The sequence below is a fragment of the Nesterenkonia sandarakina genome, assembly GCF_003003175.1.
Classification (GTDB): domain Bacteria; phylum Actinomycetota; class Actinomycetes; order Actinomycetales; family Micrococcaceae; genus Nesterenkonia; species Nesterenkonia sandarakina_A.
This window is the reverse complement of sequence record NZ_PVTY01000005.1, coordinates 163668-189819: the sequence shown is the minus strand read 5'-3', so window position 1 is coordinate 189819 and position 26152 is coordinate 163668. Positions and strand designations below refer to the sequence as shown.

Annotated in this window: 23 protein-coding genes and 1 riboswitch; of the genes, 15 read left to right on the top strand and 8 right to left on the bottom strand. The window is 68.3% G+C overall.

Features of this window, described 5'->3' with window-relative positions; all coding sequences use genetic code 11:
- The first annotated feature begins 108 nt into the window (after nt 1–108).
- From BCL67_RS05825 to mnhG, 6 genes are read left to right on the top strand one after another with little or no spacing between them, the layout of a single operon-like run.
- Nucleotides 109–3183: a Na+/H+ antiporter subunit A gene (locus tag BCL67_RS05825; protein WP_258174786.1), complete on the top strand. Its 3075-nt coding sequence runs from the start codon at nt 109–111 to the stop codon at nt 3181–3183.
- Entirely contained in the window at nt 3180–3935 is a 756-nt protein-coding gene (locus tag BCL67_RS05820) for a Na(+)/H(+) antiporter subunit C (RefSeq protein WP_106122507.1), read from the top strand. The genes BCL67_RS05825 and BCL67_RS05820 overlap by 4 nt, the downstream gene beginning before the upstream one ends.
- Entirely contained in the window at nt 3935–5665 is a 1731-nt protein-coding gene (locus BCL67_RS05815) for a Na+/H+ antiporter subunit D (protein WP_106122506.1), read from the top strand. The genes BCL67_RS05820 and BCL67_RS05815 overlap by 1 nt, the downstream gene beginning before the upstream one ends.
- Nucleotides 5665–6387 (top strand): Na+/H+ antiporter subunit E, encoded by a 723-nt coding sequence (locus tag BCL67_RS05810; protein ID WP_106122505.1) that lies wholly within the window; start codon nt 5665–5667, stop codon nt 6385–6387. Before BCL67_RS05815 ends, BCL67_RS05810 begins: the two co-directional genes overlap by 1 nt.
- On the top strand, nt 6387–7061 hold the full coding sequence (locus BCL67_RS05805; protein ID WP_106122504.1) for a monovalent cation/H+ antiporter complex subunit F: 675 nt from the start codon (nt 6387–6389) through the stop codon (nt 7059–7061). The genes BCL67_RS05810 and BCL67_RS05805 overlap by 1 nt, the downstream gene beginning before the upstream one ends.
- Nucleotides 7054–7440, top strand: coding sequence for a monovalent cation/H(+) antiporter subunit G (gene mnhG, locus BCL67_RS05800; RefSeq protein ID WP_106122503.1), 387 nt, complete (start codon nt 7054–7056; stop codon nt 7438–7440). Before BCL67_RS05805 ends, mnhG begins: the two co-directional genes overlap by 8 nt.
- Before the next feature lie 51 nt (nt 7441–7491).
- Here mnhG and BCL67_RS05795 read toward each other — a convergent pair whose 3' ends face one another.
- On the bottom strand, nt 7492–9978 hold the full coding sequence (locus BCL67_RS05795) for an ATP-binding cassette domain-containing protein (protein WP_258174784.1): 2487 nt from the start codon (nt 9976–9978) through the stop codon (nt 7492–7494).
- Entirely contained in the window at nt 9971–10636 is a 666-nt protein-coding gene (locus tag BCL67_RS05790; protein WP_106122502.1) for an ECF transporter S component, read from the bottom strand. The genes BCL67_RS05795 and BCL67_RS05790 overlap by 8 nt, the downstream gene beginning before the upstream one ends.
- Nucleotides 10637–10707: 71 nt before the next feature.
- Nucleotides 10708–10854, bottom strand: a riboswitch (TPP riboswitch).
- Between the two features lie 57 nt (nt 10855–10911).
- Between BCL67_RS05790 and BCL67_RS05785 the strand changes: the two genes are divergently transcribed.
- The gene (locus tag BCL67_RS05785; RefSeq protein ID WP_106122501.1) at nt 10912–11181 is read left to right on the top strand and encodes a DUF4235 domain-containing protein; all 270 of its coding nucleotides are present in this window, start codon (nt 10912–10914) and stop codon (nt 11179–11181) included.
- A gap of 3 nt (nt 11182–11184) precedes the next feature.
- Complete coding sequence (locus tag BCL67_RS05780; RefSeq protein WP_106122500.1) at nt 11185–12009, top strand: carbon-nitrogen hydrolase family protein; 825 nt, start codon at nt 11185–11187, stop codon at nt 12007–12009.
- Between the two features lie 49 nt (nt 12010–12058).
- Here BCL67_RS05780 and BCL67_RS05775 read toward each other — a convergent pair whose 3' ends face one another.
- Nucleotides 12059–13015, bottom strand: coding sequence for an aminodeoxychorismate lyase (locus BCL67_RS05775; protein WP_106122499.1), 957 nt, complete (start codon nt 13013–13015; stop codon nt 12059–12061).
- A gap of 90 nt (nt 13016–13105) precedes the next feature.
- Here BCL67_RS05775 and cls point away from each other — a divergent pair, with 90 nt between their 5' ends.
- Both cls and BCL67_RS05765 read left to right on the top strand, forming a co-directional pair.
- Nucleotides 13106–14596, top strand: a complete 1491-nt coding sequence (gene cls / locus BCL67_RS05770; protein WP_106122498.1) for a cardiolipin synthase — start codon at nt 13106–13108, stop codon at nt 14594–14596.
- A 242-nt stretch (nt 14597–14838) separates the two neighbouring features.
- Entirely contained in the window at nt 14839–15585 is a 747-nt protein-coding gene (locus BCL67_RS05765; RefSeq protein ID WP_146131087.1) for a hypothetical protein, read from the top strand.
- On the opposite strand, the gene BCL67_RS05760 is transcribed toward BCL67_RS05765, so the two are convergent.
- Nucleotides 15575–17215, bottom strand: coding sequence for an anthranilate synthase component I family protein (locus BCL67_RS05760; RefSeq protein ID WP_106122496.1), 1641 nt, complete (start codon nt 17213–17215; stop codon nt 15575–15577). The genes BCL67_RS05765 and BCL67_RS05760 overlap by 11 nt on opposite strands.
- 76 nt (nt 17216–17291) lie before the next feature.
- Here BCL67_RS05760 and BCL67_RS05755 point away from each other — a divergent pair, with 76 nt between their 5' ends.
- The gene (locus tag BCL67_RS05755) at nt 17292–17927 is read left to right on the top strand and encodes a TetR/AcrR family transcriptional regulator (RefSeq protein WP_181255900.1); all 636 of its coding nucleotides are present in this window, start codon (nt 17292–17294) and stop codon (nt 17925–17927) included.
- 81 nt (nt 17928–18008) lie between these two features.
- Complete coding sequence (locus BCL67_RS05750; protein WP_106122494.1) at nt 18009–20612, top strand: MMPL family transporter; 2604 nt, start codon at nt 18009–18011, stop codon at nt 20610–20612.
- A 114-nt stretch (nt 20613–20726) separates the two neighbouring features.
- Here BCL67_RS05750 and BCL67_RS05745 read toward each other — a convergent pair whose 3' ends face one another.
- Complete coding sequence (locus BCL67_RS05745) at nt 20727–21542, bottom strand: HAD-IIA family hydrolase (protein ID WP_106122493.1); 816 nt, start codon at nt 21540–21542, stop codon at nt 20727–20729.
- A 260-nt stretch (nt 21543–21802) separates the two neighbouring features.
- Between BCL67_RS05745 and BCL67_RS05740 the strand changes: the two genes are divergently transcribed.
- The 3 genes from BCL67_RS05740 to BCL67_RS05730 are packed head-to-tail and all read left to right on the top strand — an operon-like array spanning nt 21803 to nt 23879.
- Nucleotides 21803–22153 (top strand): GntR family transcriptional regulator, encoded by a 351-nt coding sequence (locus BCL67_RS05740; RefSeq protein WP_106122492.1) that lies wholly within the window; start codon nt 21803–21805, stop codon nt 22151–22153.
- Nucleotides 22154–22188: 35 nt separating this feature from the next.
- Nucleotides 22189–23106 (top strand): ATP-binding cassette domain-containing protein, encoded by a 918-nt coding sequence (locus BCL67_RS05735; protein WP_106122491.1) that lies wholly within the window; start codon nt 22189–22191, stop codon nt 23104–23106.
- Complete coding sequence (locus tag BCL67_RS05730) at nt 23103–23879, top strand: hypothetical protein (protein ID WP_106122490.1); 777 nt, start codon at nt 23103–23105, stop codon at nt 23877–23879. The genes BCL67_RS05735 and BCL67_RS05730 overlap by 4 nt, the downstream gene beginning before the upstream one ends.
- Before the next feature lie 371 nt (nt 23880–24250).
- Here the strand turns inward: BCL67_RS05730 and BCL67_RS05725 are convergent, their stop codons facing one another.
- From BCL67_RS05725 to BCL67_RS05715, 3 genes are all read right to left on the bottom strand, one after another.
- Entirely contained in the window at nt 24251–24622 is a 372-nt protein-coding gene (locus BCL67_RS05725; RefSeq protein ID WP_106122489.1) for a non-heme iron oxygenase ferredoxin subunit, read from the bottom strand.
- 54 nt (nt 24623–24676) lie between these two features.
- Nucleotides 24677–25072 (bottom strand): RNA-binding S4 domain-containing protein, encoded by a 396-nt coding sequence (locus tag BCL67_RS05720; RefSeq protein WP_106122488.1) that lies wholly within the window; start codon nt 25070–25072, stop codon nt 24677–24679.
- Nucleotides 25073–25278: 206 nt separating this feature from the next.
- A complete protein-coding gene (locus BCL67_RS05715; RefSeq protein ID WP_106122487.1) occupies nt 25279–25941 on the bottom strand; it encodes a hypothetical protein in 663 nt (220 codons plus the stop codon).
- Between the last annotated feature and the right edge of the window lie 211 nt (nt 25942–26152).

Below are 26152 nucleotides of genomic sequence, written 5' to 3'. Positions count from 1 at the left end.
GGTAACCCCAGTTTGTTAACATTAGGATGATTGCCGCCGCAGAATCTTGTCCTCAGGGACCCGCAGCAGGGCGTGCGAGGAGCTGATGACTGGAGAGGAGCGGGGTACATGATCATTGGGATGCTGGCTGTGCTGTTCTCCATCAGCATCCTGACCCCTTTCCTGTTCCACCGGTTCGGTCGGCGCACCTTCTTCTTCCTCGCCGCGGTCCTGGCCGTCGCCCTGGTCGCGATCCTCAGCTATGTTCCGGCGGTGCTCGAGGCCGACCAGGCGGCCGGGATCGGCGAGCCCAACGCCCCGCCGGCCGAGGTGATCGAGTGGATCCCGCAGTTCGGCGTGGAGCTGGCGTTCCGCATCGACGCGCTGGCGCTGGCCATGTCGGTGCTGATCCTCGGCGTCGGCGCCCTGGTGATGCTCTACTGCGCCCGGTACTTCTCCTCCTCCGAGCGGGCCGCGGGACCCTTCGCCGCGGAGCTATTCGCCTTCGCAGCCTCGATGCTGGGCCTGGTGCTCGCCGACGATCTGGTCATGCTCTTCGTGTTCTGGGAGCTCACCACGATCCTGTCTTTCCTGCTGATCGGCTTCTCCGCGCACCGCATCTACGCCCGCCGCTCCGCCATCCAGGCGCTGCTGGTCACCACCTTCGGCGGCCTGGCGATGCTGGTGGGGCTGCTCTGGCTGGGGGAGCTGACCGGCAGCTACCGGCTCTCCGAGATCCTCGCGGCCGCCCCGCAGCTGGTCTCCGACCCGGCCACAGCCACCGCCGTGGACATCGCGGTGGCGCTGGTCCTGCTCGGGGCGCTCTCGAAGTCGGCGCTGGTCCCGTTCCATTTCTGGCTCCCCGCCGCGATGGCCGCACCCACCCCGGTCTCGGCGTACCTGCACGCCGCCGCGATGGTCAAGGCCGGCGTCTACCTGGTGGCCCGCTTCGCCCCGGGCTTCCATGAATCCACCTTCTGGCTGCCGCTGGTGCTGGGACTCGGCCTGCTGACCATGCTGGTCGGCGCCTGGCGGGCGCTGCGCCAGACCGACATCAAACTGGTGCTCGCCTACGGCACGGTCTCCCAGCTCGGCTTCCTGATCATGGTCAACGGGCTGGGCACCGAGGACGCCGCGCTCGCCGGACTGGCGATGCTGCTGGCCCACGGGCTGTTCAAGGCGGCGCTGTTCATGGTCGTCGGGATCATCGACCACCAGTCCGGCACCCGGGACCTGCGCCGGCTCTCCGGGCTCGCCCGTACCCAGCGTCCGCTGTTCATCGTGGCGCTGATCAGCACCGCCTCCATGGCCGGGCTGCCGCCGCTCTTCGGCTTCGTGGGCAAGGAGGTGGTCTTCGAGTCCTTCTTCGGCTACGCCGAGGCCAACGGCAGCGGTTCGCCGCTGCCCTGGGGCTGGCTGGTGCTGGCCGGCGTCGTGCTGGGCTCGGCGCTGACCGTGGCCTACTCCGCCCGATTCCTCTGGGGCGCCTTCGCGACCAAGCGCGGGTCCTCGGGCGCTGCGCTGTCGCCGATCGTGTTCAAGGGTCCGGTGCCGCGCGCGTTCCTCGCTGCGCCGATGATCCTCGCCGTGGCCACCGTGGCGCTGGCGCTGTTCCCGCAGCCGGTGCAGGCGCTGGTGGAGCCCTTCTCCTCGCTCTTCGCCCCGGTTGAGCCCGGCGTGGAGCCGACCTACCTCGCGCTCTGGCACGGACTGACTCCGGTGCTGGGTCTCTCCGTGCTGACCTGGGTGCTCGGCTACGCGCTCTTCCGCGCCCGGGAGCCGTTTGCCCGGGTCCAGACCAGGATCCCCCCGGTGTTCGACGCCGAGCGCGGCTACCGCGCCACGGTGCGCGGGGTCGACATGCTCTCCTCCTGGGTCACCGCCCGCACCCAGCGCGGCGCCCTGGGCTGGTACCTGTTCATCATCCTCGCCGTGGCGACCCTGGTCCCGCTCAGCGTGGTGATCTTCGGCGCCCCCGGAGGTGCCGGGATCTCCGACCGCTGGATGGTGGACTCCTTCATCATCGCCGAGCAGCCGCTGCAGGTGGTGCTCGCCCTGGTCATCCTGGCCGGAGCCTCCGGCGCGATCTGGGCCCCGAAACGCTTCATGGCGGTGCTGATGGTCTCGCTCTGCGGCTGGGGGATCGCCGGGATCTTCGCGCTGCAGGGCGCCCCGGACCTCGCGCTGACCCTGCTGCTGGTCGAATCGATCGTCCTGGTGGTCTTCGTGCTCGCGCTGCGCAGCCTGCCGGCCGGCATCTGGACCCAGAGCCCCACCCGGTTCAAGTTCGGCCGGGCGGCCCTCGGGGTCGGCTTCGGGGCCGTGATGATGGCGGTCGCGGTCATGGCGATGAACTCCCGCACCGCCGAGTCGATCTCCATGGAATACCCCTGGATGGCCTACGAGGTCGGCCAGGGCGCCAACATCGTCAACGTCACGCTGGTGGACATCCGGGTCTGGGACACCTTCGGGGAGATCACCGTGCTCGCCGCCGCCGCGACCGGCGTCGCCTCGCTGATCTTCGTCAAGCGCCGCGACGTGCAGCGCCGCGAGCTCCACGAGGTGCCCAGCGGCACCGTGGGCCGGGTGCTCTCGGACAAGGCGCTCTCCCCGCGCCAGGTCCGCGAGATCAAGGTCGCCCGCTCCTTCGCCACCGTGGCCCGCGAGGCCTGGCTGGTGGCCGGACGCACCGTGGCGCCGGAGCATCGCAGCATCGTCTTCGAGGTGGTGACTCGGCTGATGTTCCACGGCATCATCATGATCTCGCTCTACCTGCTGCTGGCCGGACACAACCTGCCCGGCGGCGGCTTCGCCGGCGGCCTCCTCGCCGGACTCGCCTTCGTGCTGCGCTATCTGGCCGGCGGACGCTACGAGCTCGAGGCCGCGATCCCGTTCTCCGCCGGCGCCCTGATGGGCTGGGGCCTGGCGATCGCCTGCTTCACCGGACTGGCCCCGCTGATCGCCGGCGGACAGGCCTTCCAGTCCTTCGACTTCTACCTCACCCTCCCGATCTTCGGCGAGCACCACTTCGTCTCGGCGATCCTCTTCGACGTCGGCGTCTACCTGGTGGTCATCGGCCTGATCGTGGACATCCTGCGCAGCCTCGGCTCCGAGATCGACGTCCGCAGCGAGCGTGAGGGCCAGCGCGCCAGCATCACGGCACACGGCATCCATGGCGAGACCTCCGCGGGGGTGGCCCGATGACCGTCAACCTGACCCTGCTGGTGCTGATGGGCGTGCTCTTCGCCATCGGCATCTACCTGCTGCTGGAACGTTCACTGACCCGAGTGCTGCTGGGCATCATCCTGATCTCCAACGGGGTGAACCTGCTTCTGCTGCACACCGGTGGCCGCGCGGGACTCGCCCCGATCTACGATCCGGAGATCGGGGCGGAGGAGTATCTCGACCCGCTGCCGCAGGCGCTGCTGCTCACCGCCATCGTGATCGCCTTCGCCCTGGTCAGCTTCATGCTGGCGCTGATCTACCGCTCCTGGGTGCTGGCCCGCCAGGATGAGCTCGCCGACGACGAGGAAGACCGCCGGATCGCCTCCTACGCCAATGTCCATGACACGGAGGAGGATGCGGAGCTCGCCACCGAGACCACCGAGTTCGCCGACGACACGGACTCCTCGGGTGCTCAGCTGCTGAATCCGCGCCGTGGCACCGACACGGTGGACGCCGCGGCTGCCGTCGACGAGACCGATGCCGTGCGCGGCACCGGCGACGTACAGGGCAGCGACGAGGCGTGGACGCAGACCGACGCCCGCGCCGGCGTGCATCCGGATCAGCTCGACGTCACCATCGGTGCCGGTCGCGCCGACGGGCCGCGCCGGAAGCCGCCGGTGGACCCCGACGCTGATCCCACCGCCGACCCAGACGTGAGTGCCGACCCAGGCGCCGCGACGGACCCAGATCCGCGTGACGGCCCCGACCCGACCGAAGGAGGCCAGCGCTGATGAACACCGAGCTGCTCAACTTCACCCCGCTGGCCGTGCTGATCCCATTCTTCGGCGCCGGATTCGCCTTCGCCTTCTACCGCAACAAGTCAGCCCAGCGCGCGATCACCGTCGGTGCGCTGGTGCTCACCGTGATCCTCGAGGTCACGATGCTGAGCCAGGTCTGGAACGGCGGTGCGCACGCCATCCACCTGGCGGGCTGGCCGGCGCCCTTCGGCATCGTGATGGTGATCGACCGGTTCGCGGCGCTGATGCTCGTGGTCTCCTCGATCATCACCCTGTGCGTGCTGCTCTACGCGGTGGGTCAGGGTGCTGCGGAGGAGAAGGACGACTCCGGACCGGTCTCGATCTTCTACCCCACCTACCTGATCCTGGTCGCCGGCGTCTCCAACGCCTTCCTCGCCGGAGACCTGTTCAACCTCTACGTCGGCTTCGAGATCTTCCTGACCGCCTCCTATGTGCTGCTGACCCTGGGCGGCGGCGAATCCCGGATCCGGGCGGGCGTGACCTATGTGGTGGTCTCGATCGTCTCCTCGATGCTGTTCCTGATCACGATCGGGATGATCTACGCCGCCACCGGCACGGTGAACCTGGCCGATCTCGCGCTGAAGCTCGGCGACCTCGACCCGAGCACCCAGCTGACGCTCCACGTGATGCTGCTGGTGGCCTTCGGCATCAAGGCCGCGGTCTTCCCGCTCGCCTTCTGGCTCCCGGACTCCTATCCCACGGCACCTGCCCCGGTCACCGCAGTGTTCGCGGGCCTGCTCACCAAGGTCGGGATCTATGCGATGATCCGCACCGAGACGCTGCTCTTCCCGGGAGAGCGGATCAACACCGCACTGATGATCGTGGCGGCGCTGACCATGATCGTGGGCATCCTGGGTGCGCTGGCCCAGGCGGACATCAAGCGGATGCTCTCCTTCACCCTGATCAGCCATATCGGCTATCTGGTCTTCGGCCTCGCGCTGAGCTCCATCATCGGCATGGCCGCCACGATCTACTACGTGGCCCACCACATCACCATCCAGACCACCCTGTTCCTGGTCACCGGCCTGATCGAGCGTCGGTCCGGGACCTCGAACGTGCTGCGCCTGGGCGGGCTGGCGAAGATCTCCCCGGTGCTGGGACTGCTGTTCTTCATCCCGGCGATGAACCTCGCCGGGATCCCGCCGTTCTCCGGCTTCGTCGGCAAGCTGGGGATGATGCAGGGCGGCATCGCGGAGAACACCTGGATCACCTGGACCCTGGTGATCGCCTCCGTGCTGACCTCCCTGCTGACCCTGATGGCGGTGGCGAGGATCTGGACCCGCGGCTTCTGGCGCAAGCCCGAGGACGCCGACGAGACCCCGGAGCGCCAGCTGATGTCCAAGACGCTGGCCCACTCCCGGGCGGCGAACAAGCGCTACCTGCCGATGTCCATGGTCGCCCCGACCGCGACCCTGGTGGCGATGTCGTTGGCGTTCAGCGTCTTCGCCGGCCCGCTGATGGACTTCTCCCGCGCCGCGGCCCAAGACATGTATGAGCGCACCCCCTACCTGGAGGCGGTCTTCGGGCCCGAGCGCACCGAGGGCGTCCGCGAGGAGCTCGAGGAGTTCGCGGCCACCTTCCTGATCGACTACGAGCTCGACGACGACGGCGCGGCCGATCATGCTCCGGTGGAGACCTCGCTGCAGCCCGACGACGAGGACGCCGTCGTCGTCCCGGAGATCCCGGACGGGGATGATCAGTGATGAAGCGACCCAAGACTCCGCTGAAGCTGGAGCTGCCGCTGATCTGCTTCCTCGGCTTCTTCTGGATGGCGATATGGCAGGACTTCACCCTCGGCACGTTCCTCATCGGGGCCATCTACGCCACGATCATCGTCCGGGTGTTCTACCTGCCGCCGCTGCGCGGCAGCGGACGGCTGAACCTCTGGTGGGGGCTGGTCTTCACGCTGCGCTTCCTGGTGAAGATGATCGCGGCCTCCTTCCAGGTCTCCTGGATCGCCGTCGCCGTCGGTCCCAAGGTGAAGAACTCGATCATCTCGGTGCAGCTGCGCAGCCATGACGACCTGATCGTCACCCTCACCGGTCACGCGCTGGCCCTCGTCCCCGGCTCCCTGGTCCTCGACGTCGACAGGACCACGGCCACGCTGTATCTCCACGCCCTGGACGTCGACTCGGACGAAGACGCCGAGAGGATTCGGCAGGATGCGCTGAGGACCGAGGCGCTGATCATCATGACCTGCGGCAACCGCTCCGATGTGGCAGTGGTCAAGGCGGAGAAGCGGCTGGGACGGATGTCTGGCTTCTCCAAGACCGAGCGCGACGCTCCCTTCATCCACCGCGGCGGCGGTCCCAGTGAAGCCGATCGGGACGCCGAACGGGCTGCCGGACGCACCCCTGAGCGCACCGACATCGCGGCCAGCGCAGATTCTCCCGAGCGCACCACGATCGAGGAGGTGGAGCACTGATGCTCGACATCGCTGTGCACATCACCCAGCTCCTGCTCGCGCTCGGCGCTCTCGGCAGCGTCTACCGCATCTACAAGGGCCCGTCCGTGCTGGACCGGGTGATCAGCCTCGACGTCATGCTCATCATCGTGGCCTCGATGATGATCGTGGACATGGTGGTCAACGACCATCAGGACTTCATCCTGTTCGTCGTGATCACCGCGGTGATCGGTTTCCTCGGTGCCGTGGCGATCGCACGCTATGTGGTCGTGCGCTCTCCCGAGGAGGTCGCCGCCGAGACCTCGGAGCAGGACCCCTACCCGTCCCCGCCGGTGGCCCCGGCGATCCCCGGTGCCGCCGCGGAGAACGAACCGGAGGCGCCGCACGACCCCGTGAGCACCCCGCGGATGCCCGGGCTCGAGCCTGAGGAGGATGAGTCCACCTCCTGGTTCTCGGCCCTGGCCCGCTCGGGCTTCACTCCGCGCCGCCACGACGCCCAGAGCGCCGACGCAGGCGCGGGCATTGGCCCGAGCGCCGCCACCAGCAAAGACGCGGGCACAGACGCCGCCGCAGATCCTGAGTCGGAGCACACGCAGGACGCCGACACGGCAGCCCGCCCAGACGCCCGCCCGGACGCCAGCGCAGCTGCCCAGAAGCAGACGCAGCAGGAGCGACAGGAGGATCGCGATGTTTGACTCGCTCGACGCGGACCTGATCCTCGACGCGGTGGCCTCGGTGCTGCTGGTGCTCGGCGGGCTGATGTCCCTGGCCGCCGGCGTCGGCCTGGTCCGGCTGCCCGACCTGCACTCCCGGATGCACGCCGCGACCAAGCCCCAGGTGCTCGGCCTGCTCTCGCTGCTGCTCGCCGCGGCGATCACCTGGCGGTCCTGGGAATGGGTGGCCATCGTGCTGCTCGCCTGGGGTCTGCAGCTGCTCACCGCCCCGGTCAGCGCGCATGTGGTGGGCCGCTCCGGCTACCGCACCAAGCACATGCGCAGGGACCTGCTCACCCACGACGAGCTCGCCAGCGCCGTGGAGCGGATCAGCCGCGACATCCCGCCCTCCCGCGGCTGACCAGCCCGCCGGCGCCGGTCCGGTGCAGTCCGCCGCCGCGAACCGACCGACTCAGGTCCAGACGAGGTTCCAGGCTCCGCTCAGGATCGCCGCGCTGACTGCCAGCGCGCCGATCGCGGCGCCGCCCAGGATCACCGGCAGGTCTGCCGGGCTGAACCGGGACGGACGGGCCCAGCTGCGCGGACCCGCGCCGAAGCCGCGAGACTCCATGGTCACCGCGAGCCGGGTCGCCATCCGGATGGCCTGGACCAGCAGCCCGAAGGCCTGCGAGGCGGTGCTGCGCATCCGGGCCGCGAACCCGCCGTGCGCGCCCACCCCGCGGGCCCGGCGGGCGTGACCGATCGTCGTCCAGTGCTCGGCCAGCAGGCCGAGCAGGCGCATCGCCGCCAGCGCACCGAGCACGAACCGCGCCGGCAGCCGGAGCTGCTGCGCCAGGGAGTCTGCCAGGTCGGTCGGGTCCGTGGTGGAGAAGACGATCACCGAGGGCAGCACGATCGCGAAGGCGCGCGCGCCCAGCGCGAGGCCCAGCGCGATCGACCCCTCGCTGATCGTGGTGAACCCCAGGTCGGCGACCACCCGGCCGGACTCCTCGGCGGCGATCGCGGTGCCCCAGGCGGCCACCACCGCGCCCGCAGCGAAGGGCCAGATCCGCCGCAGGAACCCCGCCGGCCGGATCCCGGCCAGCGGCAGCAGCGCAAAGCTGGCGAGGATGACGACGCCGGAGCTCACCGCGTCGATGGTCATCACCAGCGCCGCGGTGATCAGGAACACCGCGATGAGCTTGGCCAGCGCGTTGCGCCGTCCCAGCCAGGACGGGGAGCGCGCAGCGCCGAAGAGCGGCCCGCCCGGAGCCTGGGATTCGTCCGCGGTGTCCGGTGCAGGCCGTTCCGCGGCCTGGATCTGGAGCTCCTGCGCATCGAGCGCGCGCAGAAAGCCCGCGTCGTGGGTGACCGCGAGCACCGTGCCCCCGGAGTCCAGGTGCTCGCGCAGCAGCGAGATGAGCTCGGCGAAGGTGCGCGCGTCCTGGCCGAAGGTGGGCTCATCGAGCATCAGCACCTCGGGCCCCGCCGAGAGCACCGTGCCCACCGAGAGCCGACGCTTCTCCCCGCCCGAAAGCGTGAACGGATTCGCCTCGGCGAGCTCTGCGAGCCCCAGCCGGTCCAGCAGCCGGGACACACGTGCTTCGACCTGCTGCTCGGAGAACAGCGGGTCCGCGCTGCCAGGGATCCTGGCCTGTTCGGCGCCCAGTGCAAGCTCCTCACGCACGGTGCTGCGCACGAACTGGTGCTCCGGCTCCTGGAAGACCATCCCGATCCTGGCGACCAGGTCCGCTGAGCGCCACTCATGCGGGTCCCGGGACAGTCGCTCACCGCCACCGCCACCGCCGGTGAGCGCGGCAGTCGCGGAGACGCCGCCGGCGTGGGCGGGCAGCAGCCCGGCGAGGGTCAGCAGCAGCGTGGACTTGCCTGCGCCGTTCGCGCCGGTGATGCCCAGGGTCTGTCCCCGGCGGATCATCAGATGAAGGTCGGTGAGGGTCGGCGGGGCGGGTGCAGCGCGGCGCCATCCGGCCTTGGGGGAGTGGCGCCCGACCGCGAGACCCTCCGCGAGCAGCAGCGGCTCGGCCTGAGGCGCAGCATCGCTGCCACCCTCGGCGCCCGCCGTCGCATCATCCCCCGGTGATCCCGGTGATCCCGGCCGCCACGGCGGCAGCTCCTGCAACGGGTCGCGGCCGGGCACCCAGAGTCCCATCCCGCCCAGCTCCGCGCGCAGCCCGGCATCGGTGAAGACGTCTGTGGCGGGGCTGCGTCGCCGGATTCCGCCTCCGGTCTCGAGCACGAGCAGGGTGTCCATGTGCTCGGCCCAGACCTCGAGCCGATGCTCCACCACGATGACCGTGGCGCCGGTGGCCTCGGCGGCGGCGAGCACCGCGTCACGGACCTGCCACAGGCCCTCGGGGTCCAGGTTCGCGGTGGGTTCATCCAGCAGGAGCAGGCCTGGGCGCATGGCGAGGATCCCGGCCAGGGCCAGCCGCTGCTTCTGGCCCCCGGAGAGCTGCGCGCTGGGATGATCCAGCGAGAATCCCTCGAGGCCGACGTCGGTGAGTGCGGCACTGACCCGCGTCCAGATCTGCTCCCGCGGGACCGAGAGGTTCTCCGCGGCGAAGGCCACGTCGTCGCCGATCCGGGAGAGCACCACCTGCGACTCCGGGTCCTGCTGCATCAGTCCTGCCCTGCCCCGGGCGTGATCGGGTGCGACCCCGTCGAGCAGCAGCTGGCCGTGGACCTCGGCCTCGTCGTCGTGGAGCACCGCGGCCAGCGCATGGAGCAGGGTGGACTTCCCGGCCCCCGATGGACCCGCGAGGAGCACCTTCTCACCGGGGATGATCTGCAGGTCCAGTCCCTGCACGGCGGGACGCTCGCGCTCGGCATGGGTCCAGGACCAGCCCTGCGCGGTGACGGCGACTCCCCGTCCGCGGCGGGTCAGCCTCGGCTCGTCGAGGTCGGCGCCGCTCTCCTCGGGGCCCGAGCGGTCATCCACGGGAACGGCCGAGGCTCAGCCGCGGCTCCCGGTGCGCGCGCCGAGAGGCGAGCGGTCCCAGCACCGAGGCCGCCGCGAGTCCGCGGGTGGCGAACCAGGGGAGCAGTCCGGCGATGATCGCCCCGGAGAGCGCGAAGGAGGCGATGTGGATGATCGTCTCCGCCGGCGCATAGGCGTACATCGGCACGATCCAGTGATAGGTGATCCCCCCGGTGAGTCCGGAGGCTGCGCCGGCGAGCATCGCGAACTCCAGGGAGAACCGGCGATAGGCCACTGCCAGGAAGATCAGCTCGGCGCCGAGCCCCTGCATGAAGCCGGAGGAGAGCACGGTCAGCCCCCACTGGGAGCCGAGCAGGGCCGAGACCGCGGCGGCGACCATCTCGCAGTAGATCGCGGCGCCGGGCTTGCGGATGACCAGGGCGCCCAGGACGGCTGGGAAGAGCCACATTCCATGCACCAGGGTCTCCACGGGCGGGTAGAAGACGAAGAGGTTGCCGATCAGGTGGTAGCTGAGGTTCCATCCCCAGAAGATGACCCCGGAGGCGACGGCGAGCACCGAGGCGACCACGATGTCGGAGACCGACCAGCGCCAGGATCGGGCGGGGGAGTGTTCGGTGGTGCCGCGGCCTGCGCTGACCGCGCGTTCTCTGCTGCTCATGATGCTTCTCCCTGAGTGAGGGTGGACCAAAAGCACGCAGGAGTGAGACTCGAGCCGCAGCCCGAGCATCCGAGTGAAGATTCTCGACTTCCTTCGCAGGTCCTAACCTGATCAGGTGCGAGGGTCTGGGCCTTCAGCCCACTCTCAGCGCCCTGCCGACGGAATCGTGGCTTCTCAGCCGGGTTCCTCCGTCGAGGGGCGCTCCCCTGTCGTGTCTTAAATGACGTGCACTAGAGTAACACCAGGACACCGACCCACCCCCTGAGGAGAACACTGTGGACAAGCTTCTGGACAAGGGCATGGCCCTTGGCATCTCACTGGCCGGCGGCTTCGTCGCCACTCGCATCTTCGACTTCGTGTGGAAGAAGACCACCGGTGATGATGCGCCCCGCGTGGCGAATGACGAGATGACGCTCAAGCGTGCGCTCGCCTTCTCCATCGGCTCCGCGGCCGTCTCCGCCACCGTGCAGGTGCTCTCCCAGCGCGGCGCCAGCTCCACGGTGAAGAAGTTCCGCAGCCGGGTCGGAGATCGCACGGAGGTCTGATCCATGCGCATCGCTGCCGCTCAGATCACCACCGGCCCGGATCCCGAAGCAAACCTCGAGCTGATCCGCGACTACGCCGCCCGCGCCGCACAGGCCGGTGCGCGCGTCGTCGTCTTCCCCGAGGCGGCCCAGCGCGCCTTCGGCCATCCGCTGCCCCCGGTGGCGGAACCGGTCACCGGGCCCTGGGCGGAGGCGGTCCGCGCCCTGGCGCGGGAGCTGCAGATCGTGATCGTCGCCGGGATGTTCACCCCCGGGGTGCCCAGCAGCGACGGCCGCCCGCGCGTGGTCAACACCCTGCTCGCGGTGGGCCCGGCCGGCCCCGAGGAGGAGATCGACGTCGCCTACGACAAGATCCACCTCTATGACGCCTTCGGCTTCAAAGAGTCCGACGGCGTCCAGCCCGGCCGGAGCCCGGCGCAGTTCGTCCTCGACGGGGTGACCTTCGGTCTGGCCACCTGCTACGACATCCGCTTCCCCAACCTCTTCACGGCCCACGCCCGTTCGGGCGCCCAGGTGACCCTGGTGCCGGCCTCATGGGGCGCCGGGGAGGGCAAGCTGGAGCAGTGGCGGCTGCTGGCCCAGGCCCGGGCGCTGGACTCCACCCAGTACATCCTTGCCTGCGGGCAGGCGGACCCCGCCGCAGCCGGCGTCGATTCGGTGCAGGGAGCGCCCACCGGGATCGGTCATTCGATGATCGTCTCCCCGCTGGGAGTCCCGCTGCAGGAGGCCGGGAGCGCACCTGAGCTGCTGGTCGCCGACGTGGATCCAGACGTGGTCAGCCAGACCCGAGCGCTGGTTCCGGTGCTGCAGAACGCCCGTCAGCTCTAGAGCCGACGGGCGCAGGCGCTCGCCGGCGAGCCGAGTCGGCCTCGCGCGCTCAGTCGACCGGGTGGTTTACCGGAAGGTCCTGGTCCAGGAAGCTGTTCAGCTGACCGGTGAGCTCCGGGTTCACGGCGAGCTCGTGCTCATCGATCCGGTTCACCGGAGCGGCCAGCCGCACCGAGGACAGCAGCCACACGTGGTCTGCGGCGTAGAGGTCCTCCGGGGTGAGCGGACCGTATCCGAGCTTCCACCCCGCCCGCTCCGCAGCGGTGAAGATCGCGCCCTGTGTGGTCCCCGGCAGGATGCCGGTCTCCAGCACCGGGGTGATCAGCGTCGGCGGCTCGCCCTCGGCGCCCGCCTTGGCGATCAGCACCGTGGAGGTGGGGCCCTCGAGCACCTGGCCGTCGGAGGTGGTGAAGATGACGTCGTCGAACCCGTTGGCATCGGCGTGGCGCAGCGCCGCCATGTTCACCGCGTAGCTCAGCGTCTTCGCCCCGAGGACCAGCCAGGGAGCGCGCTCAGCGGCGGTGGAGTCGTAGCCGCGGTCCAGAAGCGTCACGGCCAGCGGCTTGCCGCGGTTGGTCCGCATGCTCTCCGCGACCGGGGTCAGCATCAGCCAGTAGGTGCCGGCGAAGGCCGGATCCTCGGAGGCGGGCTCGTTCTCGACCCCGCGGGTCGCCACCAGCTTGACCGCCAGCTCCTCGGGCACCCCGCCCCGGGCGCGGTACTCCTCGAGGCCCAGCCCGACGGCGGCCTCCCAGGAGTCAGCCGGGGGGATGCCGATGTCCAGGATGCCCGCGGAGCGACGGAGCCGGGCAAGGTGCGCGTCGAGCTTCCTCGGCGTCCCGTTGACGGCGTACATCGTCTCGAAGATCCCGTCTCCGCGGATGGCACCGAGGTCGGTGATCCGCAGCTGGGGCTGGTGCGGGTCAAAGACCGCTCCATTGGGGTGTTCGGCGTCGATCCGTACGGCGACGGCGGCCACAGAGTCATCACGAAAGTGCTCAGCCATGGCTACAGCCTAGCCCCTGCGCGGCCCGCCAGGGGCGATCGACTGCGGTCGACCCAGTAGGCTGTGCTGGAAGGATCGGGAGGGGACGAATTGCTGTGGCCATTCAGCGGGTTGGGACTGGAAGACCTGCCGCAGGGGATCTTCCTGAGCATCCTCGTGTTCGAGATCGGTGTCCGGGTGGCCGTGATCGGCATCATCCCGTCGAACCGCCGTCCCAACACCGCGATGGCCTGGCTGCTGGCGATCTTCTTCATCCCTGCGATCGGGCTTCCTCTGTTCCTGCTCCTGGGTCGCAGCAAGCTCTCCGCCCGACGGCAGGAGCGTCAGCGGCGGATGAACGCGGCGCTGCTGGAGGCCACCAGCCAGATGGAGCTCTCGGACCAGCTGCGCGAGCATGAGCAGCTCAGCGCCACCGCGGTGCTCAACCGCAACCTCGGCGCGTTCCCCATCCAGGAGGGCAACCAGCTCACCCTGATCACCGACTACAAGGCCTCCTTCACCTGGCTGGTCGATCAGATCGATGAGGCGCGGGAGTACGTCCACGTGCTCTTCTACATCGTCGGCGATGACCCCGAATACACCGGTCCGGTCCTCGACGCCATGGAGCGCGCGGCCGAGCGCGGGGTCAAGGTGCGCTTCCTCTTCGACCACCTCGGCACCGCCCGGGTCAAGGGCTACCGCCGCCTGAAGCGGCGGCTGCGCAGCTCTAAGATCGAGTGGCACCGCGTGCTGCCGATCCGTCCGCTGCGCCGCCGCTTCTCCCGCCTCGACCTGCGCAACCACCGCAAGATCGTGGTGATCGACGGCATCACGGCCCTGACCGGATCCACGAACCTGATCGAGCCGCACTACCAGCGCCCCGCGGCGGTGCGGATGGGCCGACGCTGGGTGGAGCTCAACGTGGTGCTCACCGGCCCCGCCGTGACCGGGCTCGACATCGTCTTCGCCTCGGACTGGTACGCCGAGACCAATGAGAACCTCGGGGAGAAGCTGCTGGTGGACCTCGAGGCCGATGAAGCCTCCTCCGGAGGGTCGCTGGTCCAGGTCGTCCCCTCCGGCCCGGGCTTCCCGGACGAGAACAACCTCAGGCTCTTCAACGACCTGATCTACCAGGCCACCGACCGGATCATCATCTCCACCCCGTACCTGGTCCCCGACGATTCGCTGCTCTACGCCCTGACCAATGCCGCGCACCGCGACGTCGAGGTCCTGGTGCTGGTCTCGAAGAAGGCCGATCAGTTCACCGTCCAGCATGCCCAGCAGTCGTATTATCAGATCCTGCTCGAGGCCGGGGTGCGGATCTTCCGCTACCCGGATCCTGATGTGCTGCACGCGAAGTTCATGATCATCGATGACCACGTCGCGGTCCTGGGCTCCTCGAACATGGATATGCGGTCATTCTCGCTGAACCTCGAGGTCACGCTGATGATCGTCGATGTGGACAAGGTCGCCGAGATCGAAGCCGTCTTCGTCGACTACCTGCTGCTCTCCACCGAGCTTGACCTCCAGGAGTGGGCACGCAGGCCGTGGCACGTGCGCTACCTGGACAACACCTTCCGGCTCACCTCCGGGCTGCAGTAGAGCCCCGTTTGACGAGCATATATACTCTCTGCCGAGGACGCCGGAGCCCTGCTGGCACCTGTCCACCCTGCGCCGATGAGACCTGAGGAAACATGAGCGGACTGCGTTCGACGGCTCGCCGAAGCGCGCCCTCCGCAAACCGGGCATCGGCTCTGCTCGGAATCGCCGCCGCGGTGACGCTTGCCGCCACGGCCTGTTCTGCGGACCCTCAGGACTCGGGTCCCGAGCAGAACACGGCATCCGTGAGCGGCCTCCCTTCGCAGAGTGCGGAGGCCGGGGCGCCCCAGGACGCCTCCGCTGAGGACGGCTCCGCCCAGGACCCCTCCGCTGAGGACGGGAGCAGCCAGGATGACGACGGCGCCGAGGCGTCGCCCGCGCCTGCGTCCGAGGAGCTGCTCACCGAGCGTGAGATCGCGCAGATCCTGCTCACCGAGTCGGAGCTCCCCTTCACCCCGGACAGCCACTCCACGCTGACCGGGCTGGACTTCTTCGAGGATCAGCTGGGTGCGGCCGCAGAGGTGTACACCGAGAGCTTCGGCGAGGGTGAATGTGCTGCGGCGATGGACCGGATCAACGCGGACCTCGTCGGGGAGAGCCCGGAGCGCGGCGTGGTCCAGGAGTACCAGCGTGAGCTCACCGATCGCACCGAGAGCCTCTATGTCTGGATGCTCGGACTTCAGGAGCCGCCGAACTCAGGCGCCGTCTGGGATCGGGTCACCGAGGCCTGCGCCGCGGCGCCGCTCGAGGGGGAGACCGATTCGGTGGACTTCGAGCCCTTCGAGGCCCACGACTTCCGTGGACTCGAGCTGAACATGGAGGTCTACGACGGAGAGTCCATGGTGGAGGTCCTCGGCTTCTCAGCGAGCGTGGACTACGGCAGGCACCTGCTGATGGTCAGCGCCGCGAACATGGACGCCGAGACGTTCGATGTGATCGTGGAGCGGCAGGCGGACAAGCTCGCCACCTTCGATCACCAGCTCACCGACTAGCGTCGTCCGCAGCGTCCGGGAACTGCGCACCGAGCGCCTCCAGCACCCCGCGCGACTTGGTGCGGATCTCCTCCCATTCCTCGGCAGGGTCGGAATCCGCGGTGATCGCGCCGCCCAGACCCAGGTGGAAGCGGCGGGCGTCGCTGCCTCCGCTGAGCACCGCGGTGCGGATCAGCACGGCGAGGTCCGCGGCGCCGTTCAGGCTGAAGTACCCCGCCACGCCCGAATAGGGCCCGCGCGCCCCGGTCTCCAGGCGCTCCAAGATGTCCATCGTGGAGATCTTCGGCGCCCCGGTCATCGACCCGGGCGGGAAGGCGTCGGCGACGACCCGAGCTCGTGGGACCTCGTCGGGGATCCGGGCGCTGACCGTGGAGACCAGCTGGTGCACGCTGGGGTAGGTCTCCACCGCGCAGAGCCGTTCCGTGCGCAGGCTGCCCGGGACGGCGTGGATCGAGAGGTCATTGCGGGTCAGGTCCGCGATCATCACGTTCTCGGCCCGATCCTTCGGATGGGTGCGCAGATCCTCGATCAGGGCGCGGTCCGCGGCGGCGGTGGCCCCCCGAGGCCGGGTGCCCTTGATCGGCTCCGACCGCACAGTGCCGCCCGCGCTGACGCTGAGGAACCGTTCGGGCGAGGTGGAGAGGATCTCGGTCTCGCCGATGCTCAGGTACGCGGTGAAGGGCGCCCGGTTGCGGGCGCGAAGCACCGCGAAGAGCTCGACGCCGCGTGCGTGACCGGGTGCCAGCGTCCCGGTGACCGCAGTGGTCAGGCAGATCTCGTAGCTGTTGCCCGCGGTGATCTCGCGCTTGGCCTCCTCGATCGCCGCGAGATAGGCGCTGCGGGCATCCCGGAGCACCACGTCGCGCAGGACCGACGCGTCGCGCGGGGCTGGAGTGTCAGTCGCAGCGCCACCGGCAGTGCCTGTTGCGCCCGCGGCGCCGGGCTGGCGCTCGGGGGTCCCCTCCGGCACGACCCGGCCCAGTGCACAGATCACCTGCTGCTCCCAGTCCGCCTCGGCTGCCGGGTCCAGGCACTGCAGCTCCAGCTCACCCGTGTGATGGTGGATGACCACAGCATGTGTGGCACGGAACAGACCGGCCTCCTGGGCGGGCAGGCCGCTCGGCTTCGCCGGCGTGTCTGCCAGGTCCGCCGCGCCGTCCGGGTCCGCCGCGCCGGCCTCCCGCTTGAGCTCATAGCCCAGCCATCCGACCCAGCCGAGCGCGAACCGCGGGGTGTCGCGCGGGGGCTGCTCCGTGCCGTGCTCGCCGGAGTTCTGATCCGCGGGCCGGGTCCAGTTCTCGGCCAGCCAGCTGAAGAACGGGAGCCGGCGCTCGGTGGTCCCCGCTGGCGTGGTCACGCTGGTCCAGCCCTTGAGGTGGGTGACCGTGGCCGCCTGGACTCCGAAGGAGAACGCCAGGATGCTCTGGGCGCTGCGCGCTGGCTGATCGGTCCGGGCGTGGTCGCTGCTCTCCAGCAGCGCGGCCGGGACCCCGGCCAGCTGATCGCCGAGAACCGTGAAGAGCTGTGCGGCGAGGTCCTCGGTGTCGCGGCGCTGCTCTCCGGGGCTCCGCAGGTGGTCCGCGAACAGCTCGTCCAGAGCCAGCAGGCGGCCGGTCGAAGCAGTCCTCATGGAGTCCCTGGTGCAGCGGTCATGGATCAAGGATGGCACAGGCCGGGGATCGTCTCGGCGCGCTACGATATCGCCCATGGCATCTGAGGCACGGCGGTCCGACACCGCAGAACCGCGACGGGGGCGTCCGCGCAGCGAAGTCTCCCACCAGGCGGTCCTGGATGCCACGACCCGGCTGCTACGGGTGAGCTCCTATGAGGAGCTCACGGTGGAGGCCATCGCCTCCGAGGCGGGTGTGAGCAAGCAGACCATCTATCGCTGGTGGAGGTCCAAGGCCGCCGTGGTGCTGGAGGTGATGCTCACCGGCGACGCCGAGATCGAGCTGGTGCCCATGCCGTCCACCGGTGACCTGCGCGCAGACTGCCTGACCTGGATCCGCGGCATGCTCGTCGAGGCCTTCCGCGACACCCACGTCGGGATGGCGCGCAGCCTCGTGGTGGCGGGACTCCAGGGTGACCCCGGGACCGAGCGGCTGCTGCAGCAGGCGAGCATGTGGGATCACGGCCTGCTGGCCGAGCGGCTTCGCGAGGCCGAGCGGGCCGGTGAGCTCCGCGACGGAGTCGACATCGCCGCCGCCGCCTCCGCGATCGGGGATCCGTTGATCTTCCGCATGCTCATCGGATCCGCGCCGAGCCTGAGCTGGTCGGAGAGCCTGGTCGACGTCGTCGTCACCGGACTCGTGCGCCCGGAGATCGGCGCGTTCCGCAACTGAGAGCCATGACCTTGGTCACATCGAGGCGTCATAGAGTCATCGGTGAATTTCGAGACGCGGCGTTCCGTTTATGATCGTGTCATGGCAAAGCTCCTTTATCGCCTCGGCCTCCTCTCCGCGCGCCGAGCCAAGACCGTCGTCGCAGCCTGGTTCGCCATGCTCGCCCTCGCCGTCAGCTCCTTCCTCGCCTTCGGCGGACAGCTGACGGATCAGATCACCCTGCCTGACCTGGAGACCACCGCGGTCGCCGATCGTCTGGCCGAAGAGATGCCGGACTCCGGCGGCGGCAACGCCTCGGCGATCATCCGCACCGACGACGGCGAGCCGTTCACCCAGGAGCAGGAGGACCAGGTCGCCGAGTTCATCGAAGAGCTCGAGGCCGATGACATCGTCAGCAGCGTCACCGATCCCTTCGCCACCGAGGACCAGATCGCTGACGCGCGCAGCGACATCTCCACCGGCGAGGAGGAGCTGGAGTCCGGCCGCGAGGAGATCGACACCAACCGCGAGGAGCTGGAGTCCGGCCGCGAGGACATCGAGGAAGGATTCGAACAGGTCGACGAAGGCCAGGAGCAGCTCGATGCCGCCATCGCCGACGCTCAGGAGCAGGGCATCTATGATGCCGCTCTGCCCCAGTTCGAGGCCCAGCAGGCCGAGCTCGACGCCGGCCGCGCCGAGCTCGAGGCCGCGCAGCAGGAGCTCGAGGCAGGCGAGGAGGAGCTGAACTCCGGCGAGGACGAGCTCACCGAGGCTGCTGAGGAGCTGGAGCGCGGTGAGGCTCTCCTGGAGCTCTCATCCGGCGCTCAGGTCGTCTCCGACGACGGCGACGTCGCTGTGCTGATGATCAACTTCACCGACCCGATGGAGAGCATCGGCACGGAGGACCTGGCCACGGTCTCGGCGGCCATCACCGACGCAGAGATCGACGGGGTCGAGGCCCTTCCCGGCGGCGACCTCGACTTCGAGCTTCCGCACCTCTTCTCCGTGGCCGAGCTGATCGGTCTGATGATCGCCGCCGCCGTGCTGCTGATCATGCTCGGCACGCTCATCGGCGCAGGACTGCCGCTGCTCAACGCCCTGATCGGCGTCGGAGTCGGCGTCGCCGGTGCGATGGCATTCTCCGGCGTCGTCGAGATGATGTCCATGACCCCGATCCTGGGTCTCATGCTGGGACTCGCAGTCGGCATCGACTACTCGCTGTTCATCATCCACCGGCACCGCCGACAGCTCAAGGACGGCATGGCGGTCCACAAATCGATCGCCCTGGCCACAGGCACAGCGGGCAACGCCGTGGTCTTCGCCGGTGCCACCGTGGTGATCGCGCTGCTGGCGCTCAACGTCACCGGTCTGCCGTTCCTTGCGCTGATGGGAACCGTCGCCGCAGCCTGCGTGGCCATCTCGGTGCTCATAGCGGTCACCATGACCCCGGCGATGCTCTCCCTCGTGGACCGCAGGATCCTTGCCCGCGAGGAACGTCGCCACATCGGCGAGCGGCGCACCAAGGAGATCACCACCCCGATGGGTCACGGCAAGGCGATCGGCATCGCCGCGGTCGCGCTGATCGGACTTGGGGTGCTCTCCATTCCGACCTTCGACCTGCGCCTCGGACTGCCCGACGCGAGCTCCAACGCCGAGGACTCCGCGTCCTACCAGGCCTATGCAGCCACCGAGGACGCCTTCGGCCAGGGCGTCAACGGACCGCTCCTGGTCCTCGCCGACCTGCCCTCCGGGCTGGACGACACCCAGGCGCAGGACTACCAGATCGAGATCGGCACCGCGCTTCTGGAGAACGAGAACATCGCCGCAGCAGTGCCCGCCGCGCTCAACGACGACAACACGCTCGGAGTCTTCCAGGTCATTCCCGAGGAGGGGCCCGCAGCTGAGTCCACCGAGAACCTGGTGCACGAGTTCCGCCAGGGCAACCCGCTCTCCGGCACCGACGCGGCCGACGTCGAGCTCTCCGTGGCGGGCATGACGGCGGCGCAGATCGACATGTCGGATGTGATCTCGGATGCGCTGCCGCTATACCTGGCGCTGGTCATCGGGCTCTCGCTGCTGCTGATGATCATGGTGTTCCGCTCGATCCTGCTCCCGGTGATCGCGACCCTCGGCTTCGTCGGGTCCTTCGCAGCCGCCGTGGGCATCGTCGTCGCGGTGTTCCAGTGGGGCTGGTTCTCCGACATCTTCGGTGTCACGACACCTGGCCCGGTCTTGACCTTCCTTCCGGTGCTGATGGTCGGCATCCTCTTCGGGCTGGCCATGGACTATCAGCTCTTCACCGCCTCCGGGATGCGGGAGGCCTACGCGCACGGCTCCGCGCCACGGCTCGCCGTGCGCCAGGGTCTCCACGCCGGGCGCTCAGTGGTCACCGCCGCGGCGCTGATCATGGCCTCGGTCTTCGCCGGCTTCGTCTTCACCGACGACCCGATGATCGCGTCCATCGGGCTGGGTCTCTCCGTGGGCGTGCTGCTGGACGCCTTCGTGGTCCGGCTGATGCTGGTCCCCGCGCTGCTGCACCTCGCCGGCCCGGCCGCCTGGTGGCTGCCGAAATGGATGGATCGCCTCATCCCGGACGTCGACGTCGAGGGTTCTCAGCTGGAGCGCGAGGTCGTCAGCGACTCGCCGAGCTCCTCAGACGGGATCGAGCCGCTGGCTCCCCGGTCGGAGCCGGTGCACACGCGCTGATCGACCCGCACACACGAGAACGCCCGGCACCTGCCTGCAGGTGCCGGGCGTTCTCGTGTGGTCATCGTGCGTGGTGATCCTGCTGCGTGCCGGTCGCGCGGCTTGACGCTGGTCCTACTGGGTGTCGTCGTCCTGGTCGACCGGGTCGTCGAGCAGCTCGTAGACGCCGTCGATGATCTGGTTGGGACGGAATGGGAAGTCCGCGATGCTGGCACGGCTGGAGAGTCCGGTCATCACCAGGATGGTGTGCATCCCGGCCTCCATGCCGGCCACGATGTCGGTGTCCATCCGGTCACCGATCATCGCGGTCTCCATGGAGTGGGCGCCGAGATGGTTCAGGGCAGAGCGGAACATCATCGGGTTGGGCTTGCCGACCACATAGGGCACCCGGCCGGTGGCCTTGGTGATCAGGGAGGCGATCGCGCCGGTGGCGGGGAGCACACCCTCGGGACTCGGGCCGGTCGCGTCGGGGTTGGTGAGGATGAAGCGTGCACCGTTGTTGATCAGCCGAAGCGCCTTGGTGATCGCCTCGAAGCTGTAGTTCCGCGTCTCGCCGACGACCACGTAGTCCGGGTTGGTCTCCGTCATGATGAAGCCCGCGGCGTGGATCGCGGTGGTGAGGCCTGCTTCACCGATGACGTAGCAGCTGCCCTGCGCGTTGGACTCCGGATCGACCTGGTTCGCCAGGAAGGTCGCGGTGGCAAGGGCCGAGGTCCAGATCCGCTCCTCGGGCACGACCAGCCCGGAGTTGCGCAGCCGGGCGCTGAGATCGCGGGCGGTGAAGATCGAGTTGTTCGTCAGAACCAGATAGGGGAGGTCCTTGCGCCGCCACTGCTCCAGCAGCTCCGCGGCGCCGGGAAGCGCCTCCTGCTCACGGACGAGCACGCCGTCCATATCGGTCAGCCAGCATTCGATGTTCTCACCGTTCATGACCTGATCCTATGTCCTTCGGCTGCGGCCCTACCAGAACTCGGCTCTGGGACATCGCGCACAGGGCGATGCATCCACCTCTGGATCACAGACCACAGACCAGACGCCCCAGCCCGACAGGCCAGACGCCCCGGCCCGACAGGCCCCTGATCATCGGCCCTTGACGCAACCAAACCTCTATGGTTCATTAGTAGAGTAATTAACCATAGAGGTAGTGGACTCGGTATGCTGATGAGTCTCCGAAGAAAGGTGGCTGGTTCGTGGAAGAGGGCCGTGCACTCTTTGTGCAGATCGCCGAACAGCTGGAGGCCTCCGTCCTGGACGGCTCCCTGGCTGAAGGTGAGCGTGCCCCATCGACCAATGAGCTCGCCACCTTCCATCGGATCAATCCCGCCACGGCCGCCAAGGGTCTCAACCTGTTGGTGGACCGGGGGATCCTTCTCAAGCGCCGGGGTCTGGGCATGTTCGTGGCGCCCGGCGCCCGGGAGATCCTCACCGCTCAGCGCAGGCAGCAGTTCGCCACGCACTACCTCGATCCGATCATCATCGAGGCCCGAGCGGTCGGGCTCTCGGTGGACACCATCATCGAGATGCTCCGCTCCAGGGCGTGAACGGCGCGCCCAAGCGCTGAAGGAAGGAGGCGGTCATGAGCACCGCCATTGAACTGAAAAGGGTCTCGCGCAGGTACCGCAGCGCCACCGCGCTGCAGGATGTCTCGCTGAGGCTGGAGAAGGACGCCATCCATGGGCTGCTGGGACGCAACGGCGCCGGCAAGACCACGCTGATGTCCATCGCCACAGCACAGGACTGGCCCTCCTCCGGCGAGGTGAGGATCCTCGGCCAGCGTCCGCACGAGAACGAACAGGTGCTCCCGAAGATCTGCTTCGTCCGCGAAGAGCAGCGCTATGTCGACGACGCGCTCGCCAAGCACGCGTTCAGCGCGGCGGCCCAGGCGTTCCCGCGCTGGGACGCCGAGCTCGCAGCCCAGCTCGCCCGTGAGTTCCGGGTCCCGGAGAAGACCCGGATCAAGAAGATGTCCCGGGGTCAGCGCTCCGCCGTCGGAGTCATCATCGGGATCGCCTCTCGGGCTGAGGTGACGTTCTTCGACGAGCCCTATATGGGCCTCGACGCCGTGGCTCGCCAGCTCTTCTACGACCGGTTGCTGGAGGACTACGCTTCTCATCCGCGCACCGTGGTCATCTCCTCCCACCTGATCGACGAGATCGCGCACCTGATCGAGAACGTGGTGGTCATCGACCAGGGCCAGATCCTGCTCCAGGAGCCGGTGGAGCAGCTCCGCGATCGCGCAGTGACGCTGGTCGGACGCGCAGATGCCGTGGCTGAGATTGCGGGCACCCGCGAAGTCCTCCACCACGAGGCGATGGGGCGGATCGTACGGACCACGATGCTGGGCGCACTGGATGACTCGGAACGCCAGGCACTCATCGAGCGAGACGTGGAGATCGTCCCGGTCTCGCTCCAGCAGCTCATCGTGCGGCTCACTGCACGTGAAGACGCATCCAACCAGACCACGCTGAACCCATCTCAGGAGGTGGCCCGATGAGCAACGTCGCAGTTGAATCCATGGCGGCTCCGGCAGCACAGGAACAGGCCGCCACACGTTCGAGCCTGTCCCGTATCCCGGCGGCCTTCAAGCTGCAGTTCACGGTTCCTTCACAGATGATCTGGGTGCCGCTGGTGGTGTTCTTCGGGGCCTGGGGCATAGCCATCGGTATCGGAGCGTGGATCCGGCACGTCGCCGGCGACGGGGACATCATCAACACGGGTGCCTCGCAGGCCACGATCTGGTGTCTGGCGTTCATCGCGGCCTACTCGGCCTCCCACACCTTCCCCTTCTCCATGGCGCTGAGCTACAGCAGGAGGGTCTTCGTGCTCGGAGCGTTCCTCGCCTTTGCCACCGTCTCGGCGGGATTCGGCGCGCTGTTCTCCATCGCCATCCTCGTCGAACGTGCCACCGACGGGTTCTGGGCCGAGAGCTACGCCTTCGACCTTCCCTTCGTGACGCAGAATGCGGGCGTTCTCGGCGCGGGGATCCTGGCCGGGGCCGTGTGCCTCGCAGCGATGATGTTCGGCTTCTTCTGGTCGATCCTCTACCGCCGGGTCAGCCTGGTCGTCCTGTGGGTCATCGTACTGGCGCTGGTGGCGCTGATGGCGGTGACCGTCATGGTTCTCACGCAGAACGACTGGTGGCCCCACGTCTGGGACTGGCTGGCGGTGCAGAGCTCGTACTCCTTCGCCGGGTGGGTGCTGCTGCTCACGCTGGCCCTGACGGCGTTGAACTACCTCGTGATCCGGCGAGCTGTGCCGACGGCCTGAGCGTCGAACATCTGAGTCACAGAAGGAGGGAGCCCCAGATCGGCCAGCGTGAGGGGGACGCTGTATCGGCCGATCCGGGGCTCCCGAATCACTCGCACCTTGATGAGGTAGTCCCTACTCTAGGACGGCTCCTTGGACGGGCACTTGTTGTTGGCTGGTAAGTCACTGTGAATCCGGGTCGGCGTCTCGGGCATGAGAAGAGCCCCGAGTCGGCCAGCGTGAGGGGACGCTTTAAATGGCTGACTCGGGGCTCTGAATCACTCGCACCTTGATGAGGTAATAAAGACTCTAGGTGCCATTCTTGACGTTTTCCCGTGCAGTTCCTGGGAGCTTCCTGAGTCTTTGTGCGTCGGGCATCTTGGCGGTCGAGGCTAAGGGGCTGAGTCTCCGTCCGGGCGGGGCGTTCCGGGATGGAGAACCAGTCGGTCTCCGTCCATCGTGACCCGGTGCGTCTTCACGGGGCGCAGCGCCGGCAGGGTCTCCGGGACCCCGGTGCGCAGGCAGAAGGCCGAGGCGTGCATCGGGCACTCCAGGGTGTCCTCCTCGACGTAGCCGTCGGAGAGGGACACCGCCTCATGGGAGCAGGTGTCGTCCAGCGCATAGAATCCGCCGTCCTCGGCGTGGACCACCGCGATGTCGTCGTTCCAGCCAGAGTCATCTGCTGAGACTCGGAAGACCTCCCCTTCCGGATACTGGGCCGCGGGGCCGAGGTCGATCGGAGGGAGTGCATCGCTGGTGGACATCTGTAGTGCCTCTCTGGTGGTGGATAGGTGTGAGCTGCAGTCTTCCAGAACCGCTCATCCGGGCAGCTGGCCACGGAGCTCTTCGAGCTTCCGGCGTTCACGTTTGGTCGGTCGACCCGATCCCCGTTCCCGCACCGGCAGTCCGACGTCGCGGGGCCTGATCCTTTCGGGGGAGTGGTCCCGATAGGCCTTCTGTGCAACGGGTGGCCCTACTCGCTTTGACAAGGTGTGGACGACGTCGAGGATTAGCTCGTGTCCCGGGCGGCGGACGTGGATCCGAGTTCCAGGAGTGATCCGCAGGGAGGCCTTGGCAGGATTGCCGTCGATGGTGATGTGCCCGGCCCGGCAGGCGGTCGTGGCTGCGGAGCGGGTCTTGAAGAGACGGACTGACCAGAGCCACGCGTCGATGCGGACCGGTCCGGTCGGCCCCGAGGGGGCGATCTCTGTCATGGGCTCAGTCTAGGGAATCCGGGCGGTCGACGTGCCCGGAATGACCGGTGAATGCGCAGACCCCGCGCCCGGAGTGTGAGGGGACACTGTTCCGAGACGCGGGGTCTGCTGAATCACTCGCACCTTCAAGAGGCACTTCCCACACTAGGAGCGCTTCTTGGGTGCACGGTGGTCAAGGGCTGTGAACTGCCTGGGACCCACAGTGCCTACGCGTCGTCTCCGAAGACCTGGTTGTGGTATTCGCCGTCGCAGAATCCCACGGTCAGCCATCCGGCCACCGGCTCCGCGGCCACCAGGACTGCTTCCTCGTCAAGGGAGTCCACTTCGGTGTCGAGCAGGGAAAGAATGTTTTCCAGAGGTTCACGAAGTTCATCAGGGGCCAGAATGTAGTTCTGTTCGACGGCGAGATAGATCTCGTCCACGACGCCTTGTTCTTCCACCCCAGAATTCATATCCGTCTGCAAGCCATCGATCATTGATCCGACAGACATGCAAGCTTCTGCTTCAGAGAAATAAGCACCCAGCTCCTCGGTCCTTTCGAGGTCGAGCTCGTCGGGATCGGGAAGCTCGCCACCCCGGCCCTCGCCGGAGGGGATCTCCCCGGCGTCGTCGCCGGCTTCCCCCTCGCTCTCGACGTCTTCCTCGGTGGGCTCCGGCGAGGCACTGGGCTCCGGCGAGGCGCTGGGCTCTGCAGATGCGGGCGCCTCTGATGCGGTGGTCTCAGGGCTCTCGCCGGACTCCTCCTCGGCCGCGCATCCCAGGAGGACCAGGGGGGCGATCGCGACGAGGGCGAGCGTGCTTCTGAGGCGCGCCCCGGTGGTGCCGAAGCCCAGAGACTGCGGGCGCGTCGGAGAGAAGTTCGGTGTCATGCGTCCAGTGTGGCACGTGCCCAGCGCAGTGGGTCACGTTCTCATCACAATGGTCTCAGCCTTGGGGCAGCCGGCCGTTCCTTGACCTGGGAAATGGGATACTTTTCGAGCGAGGGCAGTGCAGCGCCACGCGGATGTCCTGCGGTAGTGATGTTCGCCAGTTGCGCTGCCCTCCAGTCATAGCCTCGATCCGGGGAACTCTTCGGCGTGA

Excerpts from the sequence above, each read along its gene's own strand:
- BCL67_RS05825 (WP_258174786.1), top strand. The coding sequence starts at position 109 with ATGATCATTGGGATGCTGGCTGTGCTGTTCTCCATCAGCATCCTGACC.
- BCL67_RS05820 (WP_106122507.1), top strand. The coding sequence starts at position 3,180 with ATGACCGTCAACCTGACCCTGCTGGTGCTGATGGGCGTGCTCTTCGCC.
- BCL67_RS05815 (WP_106122506.1), top strand. The coding sequence starts at position 3,935 with ATGAACACCGAGCTGCTCAACTTCACCCCGCTGGCCGTGCTGATCCCA.
- BCL67_RS05810 (WP_106122505.1), top strand. The coding sequence starts at position 5,665 with ATGAAGCGACCCAAGACTCCGCTGAAGCTGGAGCTGCCGCTGATCTGC.
- BCL67_RS05805 (WP_106122504.1), top strand. The coding sequence starts at position 6,387 with ATGCTCGACATCGCTGTGCACATCACCCAGCTCCTGCTCGCGCTCGGC.
- mnhG (WP_106122503.1), top strand. The coding sequence starts at position 7,054 with ATGTTTGACTCGCTCGACGCGGACCTGATCCTCGACGCGGTGGCCTCG.
- BCL67_RS05790 (WP_106122502.1), bottom strand. The coding sequence starts at position 10,636 with ATGAGCAGCAGAGAACGCGCGGTCAGCGCAGGCCGCGGCACCACCGAA.
- BCL67_RS05780 (WP_106122500.1), top strand. The coding sequence starts at position 11,185 with ATGCGCATCGCTGCCGCTCAGATCACCACCGGCCCGGATCCCGAAGCA.
- BCL67_RS05775 (WP_106122499.1), bottom strand. The coding sequence starts at position 13,015 with ATGGCTGAGCACTTTCGTGATGACTCTGTGGCCGCCGTCGCCGTACGG.
- BCL67_RS05760 (WP_106122496.1), bottom strand. The coding sequence starts at position 17,215 with ATGAGGACTGCTTCGACCGGCCGCCTGCTGGCTCTGGACGAGCTGTTC.
- BCL67_RS05755 (WP_181255900.1), top strand. The coding sequence starts at position 17,292 with ATGGCATCTGAGGCACGGCGGTCCGACACCGCAGAACCGCGACGGGGG.
- BCL67_RS05750 (WP_106122494.1), top strand. The coding sequence starts at position 18,009 with ATGGCAAAGCTCCTTTATCGCCTCGGCCTCCTCTCCGCGCGCCGAGCC.
- BCL67_RS05745 (WP_106122493.1), bottom strand. The coding sequence starts at position 21,542 with ATGAACGGTGAGAACATCGAATGCTGGCTGACCGATATGGACGGCGTG.
- BCL67_RS05735 (WP_106122491.1), top strand. The coding sequence starts at position 22,189 with ATGAGCACCGCCATTGAACTGAAAAGGGTCTCGCGCAGGTACCGCAGC.
- BCL67_RS05730 (WP_106122490.1), top strand. The coding sequence starts at position 23,103 with ATGAGCAACGTCGCAGTTGAATCCATGGCGGCTCCGGCAGCACAGGAA.
- BCL67_RS05725 (WP_106122489.1), bottom strand. The coding sequence starts at position 24,622 with ATGTCCACCAGCGATGCACTCCCTCCGATCGACCTCGGCCCCGCGGCC.
- BCL67_RS05720 (WP_106122488.1), bottom strand. The coding sequence starts at position 25,072 with ATGACAGAGATCGCCCCCTCGGGGCCGACCGGACCGGTCCGCATCGAC.
- BCL67_RS05715 (WP_106122487.1), bottom strand. The coding sequence starts at position 25,941 with ATGACACCGAACTTCTCTCCGACGCGCCCGCAGTCTCTGGGCTTCGGC.